General features: G+C 64.3%; 10 protein-coding genes. 9 read left to right on the forward strand and 1 reads right to left on the reverse strand.

Going from position 1 to position 8,874, the window contains the following annotated elements; translation table 11 throughout:
- The 3 genes from VJ811_RS00895 to VJ811_RS00905 form a co-directional block, all read left to right on the forward strand.
- Positions 1-1,378: nitrite/sulfite reductase (locus VJ811_RS00895; protein ID WP_324070272.1), on the forward strand; the 1,378-nt coding region annotated here is incomplete at its 5' end.
- A complete protein-coding gene (locus VJ811_RS00900) occupies positions 1,371-1,784 on the forward strand; it encodes a DUF934 domain-containing protein (protein WP_324070274.1) in 414 nt (137 codons plus the stop codon). The genes VJ811_RS00895 and VJ811_RS00900, both read left to right, overlap by 8 nt.
- The gene (locus VJ811_RS00905; RefSeq protein WP_324070276.1) at positions 1,777-2,565 is read left to right on the forward strand and encodes a phosphoadenylyl-sulfate reductase; all 789 of its coding nucleotides are present in this window, start codon (positions 1,777-1,779) and stop codon (positions 2,563-2,565) included. The genes VJ811_RS00900 and VJ811_RS00905 overlap by 8 nt, the downstream gene beginning before the upstream one ends.
- A 96-nt stretch (positions 2,566-2,661) precedes the next feature.
- Here VJ811_RS00905 and VJ811_RS00910 read toward each other — a convergent pair whose 3' ends face one another.
- Positions 2,662-4,173, reverse strand: coding sequence for a replicative DNA helicase (locus VJ811_RS00910; protein ID WP_324070278.1), 1,512 nt, complete (start codon positions 4,171-4,173; stop codon positions 2,662-2,664).
- A 171-nt stretch (positions 4,174-4,344) separates the two neighbouring features.
- Between VJ811_RS00910 and VJ811_RS00915 the strand changes: the two genes are divergently transcribed.
- The 6 genes from VJ811_RS00915 to VJ811_RS00940 all read left to right on the forward strand — a co-directional run.
- A complete protein-coding gene (locus VJ811_RS00915) occupies positions 4,345-4,842 on the forward strand; it encodes a UPF0262 family protein (protein WP_248454482.1) in 498 nt (165 codons plus the stop codon).
- A gap of 2 nt (positions 4,843-4,844) precedes the next feature.
- The gene (locus VJ811_RS00920; protein ID WP_324070280.1) at positions 4,845-5,600 is read left to right on the forward strand and encodes a GH25 family lysozyme; all 756 of its coding nucleotides are present in this window, start codon (positions 4,845-4,847) and stop codon (positions 5,598-5,600) included.
- Positions 5,597-6,046: a cytidine deaminase gene (locus tag VJ811_RS00925; protein WP_324070282.1), complete on the forward strand. Its 450-nt coding sequence runs from the start codon at positions 5,597-5,599 to the stop codon at positions 6,044-6,046. The genes VJ811_RS00920 and VJ811_RS00925 overlap by 4 nt, the downstream gene beginning before the upstream one ends.
- A 66-nt stretch (positions 6,047-6,112) precedes the next feature.
- Positions 6,113-6,667, forward strand: a complete 555-nt coding sequence (gene dcd / locus VJ811_RS00930) for a dCTP deaminase (protein ID WP_324070284.1) — start codon at positions 6,113-6,115, stop codon at positions 6,665-6,667.
- Positions 6,668-7,338: 671 nt separating this feature from the next.
- On the forward strand, positions 7,339-8,511 hold the full coding sequence (locus tag VJ811_RS00935) for a saccharopine dehydrogenase family protein (RefSeq protein WP_324070286.1): 1,173 nt from the start codon (positions 7,339-7,341) through the stop codon (positions 8,509-8,511).
- A gap of 7 nt (positions 8,512-8,518) precedes the next feature.
- Positions 8,519-8,874 (forward strand): acyl-CoA thioesterase domain-containing protein (locus tag VJ811_RS00940; RefSeq protein ID WP_324070288.1); only part of this gene is annotated, 356 nt, incomplete at its 3' end.

Genomic DNA, 8,874 nt, shown 5'->3' on the forward strand with positions numbered 1-8,874 from the left:
CACCACCCGCCAGAATATCCAGTATAACTGGATCAAGCTGGAGGATGCGCCCGCAATCCTGCAGGATCTGGCCTCGGTCGAAATGCACGCGATCCAGACGAGCGGCAATTGCATCCGCAACATCAGCTCGGACCAGTGGGCGGGCGCCGCAGCCGACGAGATCACCGATCCGCGCCCGTGGGCCGAACTGCTCCGCCAATGGTCGAGCTTCCACCCCGAATTCAGCTATTTGCCGCGCAAGTTTAAAATCGCTGTTATCGCGGCGAACGAGGATCGCGCCGCGATGCGCCTCCACGACATCGGGATCCAGATCGTCGAGAAGGAGGGCGTCCACGGCGCCGCTTTCTACGTCGGCGGCGGCATGGGCCGCACCCCGATGATCGCGCCGCTGATCAAGGATTTCGTGCCGCTCGACGACATGCTGAGCTACGCCGAGGCGTGCCTGCGCGTCTACAACCGCTACGGCCGCCGCGACAATATCTACAAGGCGCGCATCAAGATCCTGATCCACGAGCTGGGCGCCGACGAATATCGCCGCCAGGTCGAGGAAGAATTCGTCCATGTGAAGTCGCTCGGCATCGACCCGCCGAAGGCCGAATTCGACCGCATCGCCGCGCAATTCGCGCCGCCGCCGCTCGACGCCTCGGCGCCCGACGCAATCGACCGCAGCGACCCCGATTTCGCCGTCTGGGTCGACCAGAATGTCGCCGCGCACAAGGTTTCGGGCCATGCGATCGTCAACATCAGCCTGAAGCCCATCGGCGGCATCCCCGGCGATGCGTCGTCGGCGCAGATCGACCTGATGGCCGACCTCGCCGAAAAATACAGCCATGACGAACTCCGCGTCACCCACGCGCAGAACATCGTGCTGCCGCACGTCCGCAAGGCCGATCTTTATGCGGTGTGGCAGGCGCTCGACGCGGCGGGGCTCGCGACGCCGAACCTCGACCTGATCAGCGACATTATCGCCTGCCCCGGGCTCGACTATTGCAGCCTCGCCAACGCACGCTCGATCCCGGTCGCGCAGAAGATTGCGACGCGCTTTTCTGACCTCGGCCGCCAGAAGGAGCTGGGCGAACTCAAGCTCAAGATTTCGGGCTGCATCAACGCCTGCGGGCACCATCACGCCGGCCACATCGGCATCCTCGGCGTCGACCGCAAAGGCACCGAAAATTATCAGCTGTCGCTCGGCGGATCGGGCGCGGAGGACGTCAGCCTCGGCACGATCACCGGTCCCGGTTTCGACGAGGACGGCATCGTCGATGCGATCGAGCGCGTCACCGACAAATATCTCACCGAGCGGACCGAAGGCGAGCGTTTCGTCGACACCTTCCGCCGCGTCGGCATGGCCCCCTTCAAGGAAGCGATCTATGGTTGAGCATATCCATAGCGACGGCGAAGAACCCGCGGTCACGCTCGACGCCTTCCTGTCGCAGTCGAACGCGACCGCGGTGCGGCTCGAACCCGATGAGGACGCACGCGCGCTGATTCCGCATCTCGACCGGCTCGCGCTGATCGAAGTCGCCTTCCCGAAATTCCGCGACGGCCGCGGCTATTCGTCGGCACGCATCCTGCGCGAGGCGGGCTATGCTGGCGTGTTGCGCGCGCAGGGCGACGTGCTCGTCGACCAGATCGCTTATATGAAGCGCTGCGGTTTCGATACGTTCGCGCCCGAGAAGGAGCTAAATTCGGCCGATGTCGAGGCGGCGCTGGCGCGCTGGCCCGAACATTATCAGGCCGCCGCCGACGGCGCGGTGCCGATCTGGAAATTGCGGCATGGCTAGCAAATCCGCACCCGCAGACCGCACCCGCGACCGGATCGACGTGGCGCCGCGCTTCACACAGGCCGACGTCATCCGCCTCAACAACCTCTTCCGCGGCCAGGACGCCGCCGAAGTGGTGACGAGCGTGATCGGTGCGGGGTTGCTCGGCGAGACCGGAATCGTCTCGAGCTTCGGCGCCGAAAGCGCGGTGCTGCTGCATCTGGTGACGCGGGTTGCGCCCGACATGCCGGTGCTGTTCCTCGACACCGGCAAGCATTTCCCCGAAACGCTCGCCTATCGCGACACCCTCGCCGCGAAGCTCGGGCTCAACATCGTCAACCTGACCCCCGACGCCGACGATCTCGCCGCGAAGGACGCGACCGAACTGCGCTGGTCGTACGACCCTGACGGCTGCTGCGAAATCCGCAAGGTCAAGCCGCTCGAAAAGGCGCTGACCGATTTCGACACCTCGATCACCGGCCGCAAGGGTTTCCAGTCGTCGACGCGGCAGGGCCTCGCGCGATTCGAACTTGACGGCTCGACCGGCCGCCTGAAATTCAACCCGCTCGCCAACTGGACGCGCGAAGAGCTCGACGCCTATTTCGAGGCGCACGACCTGCCGCGCCACCCGCTCGAGGCCGAAGGCTATCCCTCGATCGGCTGCTCCCCCTGCACGTCGAAGGTCAAGCCGGGCGAAGACCCGCGATCGGGCCGCTGGCGCGGCTGGGACAAGACCGAGTGCGGCATCCACGAAGTGGTGTCGCCGATCGACGACGATCCTGCGAACGACCCGGCGTTTTGACAATCCATCACCCCGGCGAAGGCCGGGGTCTCAACGTCGCGTTCCAATTTGACGGAGAGATCCCAGCCTTCGCCGGGATGACGGGCTTAGTTCGCCTTACTCATAATCCTCGAACGCCATACTATCGTCGGCGAGGTCGCTGAACTTCGTCGTCTTCGCCTCGAAGTGCATGCGGATCTTGCCCGTCGAACCGTGGCGCGATTTCGCGACGATCACTTCGGCCAGGCCGAAGACGCGCTCCATTTCGGCCGCCCATTCCTCATGCTGCGCGTGAATCTTCACATCGTCGCCCTCGACCGGGCGCTTCGGCTCCTTCGCCGCGACATAATAATCCTCGCGGAACACGAAGAGCACCATGTCGGCGTCCTGCTCGATCGAGCCCGATTCACGAAGGTCGGAGAGCTGCGGCCGCTTGTCTTCGCGGCTTTCGACCGCACGGCTGAGCTGCGACAGCGCCATCACCGGGACATGAAGTTCCTTCGCCAGCGTCTTCAAACCACGCGAAATTTCCGAAATTTCCTGGACGCGATTGTCGCCGCTCTTCGATGAACCCTGCAACAGCTGGAGATAGTCGACGATGACGAAGCCGATGCCGTGACGCCGTTGCAGGCGCCGCGCGCGCGTACGCAGGCCCGCGATCGTCAGGCCCGGCGTGTCGTCGATGAACAGCGGCAGAGTCTGAAGCTGCTGCGCCGCGCGGCTGAGCTGCTGGAACTGCTCCTTGCTGATCTTGCCCATGCGCAGCGCTTCGCCCGACACCCCCGATTGTTCGGCAAGCACGCGCGTCGCAAGCTGGTCGGCGGACATTTCGAGGCTGAAGAAGGCGACCTTCGCACCCATATTCTTCTCGGGCGGGATGCCGTCATCCTCGTCGCGGCGAAAACGCTCGGCGGCGTTGTACGCGATGTTGGTCGCGAGCGAGGTCTTGCCCATGCCCGGACGTCCCGCGAGGATCATCAAGTCGCTGTTGTGCATGCCGCCGATCTTGGCGTTCATGCTGCCGATGCCGGTGGTGATACCCGACAAATGGCCGCCCGAATTGAGCGCGCGCTCGGCCGCCTGCAGCGCAGTGAGGCTCGCCTGGTTGAAGCTTTTGACCGACCCCATCTCGGCCTCGCCCCCCGCGACACGGTAGAGCGCGGTTTCGGCCTCCTCGATCTGCGCCTGCGGATCGACGCGTTCGCTGGTGTCGAGCGCATTGTCGACGAGCGTGCGCCCGACACCCGCGAGTTCGCGGAGCAGCGCGAGGTCGAAAATCTGCCGCGCAAAATCGCGCGCGCCGATCAGACCCGCACCGCTGCCGGTGAGCTGCGCGAGATAACCGACGCCGCCAACCGCCTTCATCGCCTCGTCGGCCTCGAAATAGGGCTTGAGCGTCACCGGGGTCGCGATGCTGTTGCGCTCGATCAGCGCCATCGTCTGCTGGAAAATGCGGCCGTGAAGCGGTTCGAAGAAATGCTCGGGGTTGAGCGCGACGGGCAAGTCCTCGACGACTCGGTTGTCGATCAGGATCGCACCGAGAAACGCGGCCTCAGCCTCGATATTACGGGGTAATTGGCGTTCATCCCCGGTGTTGGCCGGGGTCGGGATCAGGGCGAGTTCGGGCATGGCGAAATATAATGGGACCGCTTGAAACCATATGCAACGACGATGATCGCTACGGTCGTGCCCGCTGTGGAGCGTTCGGGGATAGTTTTGGGAGCGATAGGCAATGCCCCCTCCCGGGGAACTAGTCGCCCCCTTGCCCTTCGCCGCAGCCCAAGTAGAAGCACGGACAGCATGAGCGACGCAGACCCCTCGAAACAGCGGATCATTTCGGTCGAACTCGACGAGGGGTCGATCGTCTGGCGCAATCCCGATGTCGAGCAGGAACGCCGCGTCGCGATCTTCGATCTGATCGAGGACAATAAATTCGTGCCGCAGCGCGGCCACGCGGATGGTTATGCCGGCCCCTACCGCTTGATGCTGCGTGTCGAGGATGGCCGCCTGATATTTGAAATTTCACGCGAAGATGGCTCACCGCTCGAGGCGATCATCCTCGGTCTCGGGCGTTTCCGCCGGCCGATCCGTGACTATTTCGCGATCTGCGATAGCTATTATCAGGCGATCAAGACCTCGACCGCGCAGCAGATCGAGACCGTCGACATGGCGCGCCGCGGCCTGCATAACGAGGCGGCCGAGATGCTGATGGACCGGCTCGACGGCAAGATCGCGGTCGATTTCGACACGGCGCGACGATTGTTCACGCTGATCTGCGTGCTGCACATCAAGGGCTGAGGATGGCAACGGGGGCAATCAGGGGCGGAAAGACGGCGAAGACCGCGGGCGCGTGGCGCGCCGCAATCGCGCGGCTGCTGCGCCGGATCGGCGCCGTTATCGTACTCCTGCTTCTCGCCGCCGGCCTCGCTTTGTGGTGGGCCGCGCGCTGGACCCCCGACCGCGCGCTCTATCCGACGCAGGGGGTGACGATCGACGCGGGCAACGGCGATGTCCGTTGGGGATCGGTCAAGGCCGCGGGCGCCGATTTCGCCTATATCATGGGAACCGACGGGTCCGCCGCGGTCGACCCGAAGTTCGCCCGCAATATGACCGCTGCCCGCGATGCCGGCGTGCAGGCGGGCGCGATCCACCGCTACAGCCTCTGCCAGCTCGCGACCGACCAGGCCGCCAATTTCATCCGCCACGTCCCGCGCCGCGCCGACGCGCTCCCCGCCGTGGTGTGGCTCGATTACGACGATCGCTGCCCCGACCGGCCGACGCGCGCGCTACTGCTGTCAGAACTCGCCACTTTTCTCGCGCAGATCGAGGCGCATATGGGCAAACAGAGCGTCATCGCGCCCGGCCCGGCGTTCGAGAGCGATTACAAGGTGACACAGGGCATCGCGCGCACCACCTGGCTGCGCCGCGATTTCTTCGAACCCGATTATGGCGCGCACCCCTGGGCGATGTGGCAGGCGAATGACTATGTCCGCCTGTCGGGCGCCGAGGGCACCGTCGGCTGGAACGCGCTGCGCCCGCAAGGAGATATGCGATGAGTGAGACACGCGATGCGTTAATCGAGGCTGCCCGCGACGCTGCAAGCCGCGCCTACGCGCCCTATTCTGGCTTCCACGTCGGCGCCGCGCTGCTGCTCAAAAATGGCGATGTCGTCACCGGCGCGAACGTCGAGAATGCGAGCTATGGCCTCACCCTCTGCGCCGAAACCGCGGCGGTGGCGAAGATCGCCAACGAGGGCTGGATCGGCGAGCTCGCCGAGGTCGCGATCGTCGGCGGCCACCCCGAAGGCGACGCGCTCACCGGCACCGACCCGGTCAGCCCGTGCGGCCGCTGTCGCCAGATCCTCAACGAAGCCGCCGAACGGTCGAAAACCGATATCCTCGTCCATTGCGCGTCGGGTGACGGAAAGACGGTCAAGACCTACAGGCTCAGCGAACTGCTGCCCGCGGCCTTTGGCCCCAAGGATCTGGGCCTTCTCAAATAAATAGGGACTGTCCCTATTTATTGACTGACCGCTTGCGCAATCGCGCCGCCCTCGACAAACAGCGGCATGGCCATTCTTTCCGACCGCTGGATTCGCGAAGCCGCCCAAACGCAGGGCATGATCGAACCGTTTGTCGAGGCGCAGCGCCGCGACGGCTGTATCAGCTATGGCCTCTCCTCCTACGGCTATGACGCGCGCGTCGCGCCCGAATTCAAGATCTTCACCAATATCGATTCGACTACCGTCGATCCCAAGGATTTCGACCCAAAGAATTTCGTCGACCGCGAAACCGACGTCTGCATCATCCCGCCGAACAGTTTCGCGCTGGCGCGTACGGTCGAATATTTCCGTATCCCGCGCGATGTGCTCGTCATCTGCCTCGGCAAGTCGACCTATGCGCGCTGCGGCATCATCGTGAACGTCACCCCGCTCGAGCCCGGTTGGGAAGGCCATGTGACGCTCGAATTTTCGAACACCACGCCCCTGCCCGCCAAGATTTACGCCAATGAGGGCGCGTGCCAGTTCCTCTTCCTGCAGGGCAATGAGCCGTGCGAGACGAGCTACGCCGACCGCGCGGGCAAATATATGGGGCAAAAGGGCGTCACGCTGCCGAAATTATAGGCGCGAGTGCGCTGCACAAGGCGGCGTTTTAGGGTGGAGAGCCGGCGCTGGCCTATCCGTGATCCCGGGTTGGATACTGGACCCGGTCGGCGCAAGCACGCGCGATCATTCCAAAGTTCAGGGAAGTTCAGCCTTATGCGTCGCCCGATTGCGACCTCGCTGCGTGCGGGACACGCCCGGCACGCTCCGCCATGACCGCATCCACTAGCCAGGCAGCAACCGCTTTATCCACCAAATGAAATAGCCGGGACGAGGGCTGGCACAGCCGGATAATGTAGGAAAGGCTTATTTGAAGGCGGCGTCGGCTTTGGGGTGGTGAGAGGACGTTCCCAACCCTTGTCATTCCCGCGAAAGCGGGAACCCAGAGCGCGCGTAGGCTGACCCCGCACTGGGTTCCCGCTTTCGCGGGAATGACGAGTTACAAGATACGAAGCGTCGCTTTTCGGTCGATTTGAGCCATGCCTCTCTTCCCGCTCGTGTCGAGCGAAGTCGAGACACCCATCGACGCATCGCCTAGTCTGAGGGGCATCTCGACTTCGCTCGATGCGAACGGGGTGAGAAGCCCTAATGGCAGCAACTGGTCGAAACCTGCCCTCTCCCCTCGCCCCTTGGCACCGCGCCATAAACAGGTTAGCGTGCCGTCTTGACGTTTACGTAAAGGGAGGATGGCCATGGCGGGGACCCGCGAGTTCGACATCATCGTCTATGGCGCGACCGGCTTCACCGGGCGCCTCGTCGCCGAATATTTCAGCGCCCATTATGCGGGCCGCAAGGACGCGCCGAAATGGGCGATGGCGGGGCGCAGCGCCGACAAGCTCGCCGAGGTTCGCGATCTGATCGGCGCGCCGAAGAACACGCCGCTCGTCGTCGCCGACGCGAGCGACCCCGCCAGCCTCGATACCATGGCCGCGCGCACCGAGGTTATCCTGACCACCGTCGGCCCGTACCAGCTTTACGGCAGTGAACTCGTCGCCGCCTGCGTCAAGGCGGGCACCGCCTATGCCGACCTTTGCGGCGAACCCGGCTGGATGCGCGAGATGATCGATATGCATGAGGCCGCCGCCAAGGCATCGGGCGCGCGCATCACCTTCAGCTGCGGCTTCGACAGCATCCCGTTCGACCTCGGCGTCCATTTCCTGCAAGCCGAAGCCATCAGGCGCCACGGCAAACCCGCACCGCGCGTCAAGGGCCGCGTGCGCAAGATGGCGGGCGGCGCGTCGGGCGGCACGATCGCGAGCCTCACCGAAACGCTCAAAGCCATCGCGAAAAAGCCCTCGCTCGCGCTGCTCCTTAAATCCTCCTTCGCGCTCACGCCGGGTTTCGAAGGCCCGTCGCAGCCGACCGGGCTGATCCCCGAATATGACAGCGCGACGGGCACCTGGACCGCCCCCTTCGTGATGGCCCCGATCAACACCAAAAATGTCCATCGCACCAATTTCCTGCTCGGCCATCCGTGGGGCGAAGATCTTGTGTACGACGAGATGGTGATGACGACGATCGGCGACGCCGGAAAAGCGATGGCCGAAGCGATGGCAAAGGCGAATCCCTTTGGTGAGTCGACGCTCAAGCCCGGCGAAGGGCCGAGCAAGGAAGAGCGCAAGAACGGCTTTTACGACATATTGTTCATCGGCGAATATCCCGACGGCACCACAGTGCGCGCGAGCGTTCAGGGCGACCGCGACCCCGGCTATGGCTCGACGTCGAAGATGCTTGCCGAAACGGGGATCGCGCTGCTCGCGAACAAGGGCGACGGCGGTGTGTGGACGCCGGGCGCGCTGCTCGGCGAGGCGCTGATCGCACGGCTGACCGCGCACGCCGGATTGACCTTCCAGATCGAGGAATAACCGCAAGATGACGACCTCCCCCAGCGCGCTCGACGCGCTGCTTTCGACGCTGCGCACCGAAGAGGGCGTGGCCAAGGCACATATCGACGAAGGATGGATGCAAGGCCGCACCGCCTATGGCGGGATCAGCTCGGCGGTCGCGCTCGCCGGCACGATGGCGCTCCATCCGACCGACACGCCGCTGCGTTATGCGCAGATCAGCTTTGTCGGCCCGGTCGGCGGCGATTGCACCGTCGAAACGCGCGTGCTGCGCCAGTCGAAGTCGAGCCTGTTCATTGACGCCGGGGTGTCGAGCGACGCAGGCTTTGGCACGGCCGCCGTCTTCGCCTTCTCAGGCGATCGCACCAGCCATGTCGACCATAA

It is taken from the genome of Sphingopyxis sp. (assembly GCF_035250425.1).
Lineage (GTDB): Bacteria > Pseudomonadota > Alphaproteobacteria > Sphingomonadales > Sphingomonadaceae > Sphingopyxis.